At 63.2% G+C, this 209-nt stretch carries 1 protein-coding gene; it reads left to right on the top strand.

Annotated features, from left to right (window positions below; translation table 11 throughout):
* Nucleotides 1–209, top strand: a 209-nt coding sequence (locus HWY45_RS36545; protein ID WP_176118549.1) for a chitobiase/beta-hexosaminidase C-terminal domain-containing protein, incomplete at both ends; no start/stop codon positions are given.

Below are 209 nucleotides of genomic sequence, written 5' to 3'. Positions count from 1 at the left end.
CTCACCACCGATTCGGGCAGCAGCGCGTCCGATCACGTCACCAACGTCGGCACGCTGAACCTCACCGGTGTCGAGACCGGCGCGACCGTCGAATACTCGACCGACGGCGGCCATACCTGGAACACTAGTTTCAGCGCCGTCGAAGGCCTGAACGACGTACAGGTCCGGCAGACCGATATCGCCGGCAACACGTCCGATCCGACTTCGTT

The sequence above is a fragment of the Burkholderia stagnalis genome (assembly GCF_902830275.1).
Lineage (GTDB): Bacteria > Pseudomonadota > Gammaproteobacteria > Burkholderiales > Burkholderiaceae > Burkholderia > Burkholderia stagnalis.
This window is presented reverse-complemented; position numbering and strand designations above follow the sequence as displayed.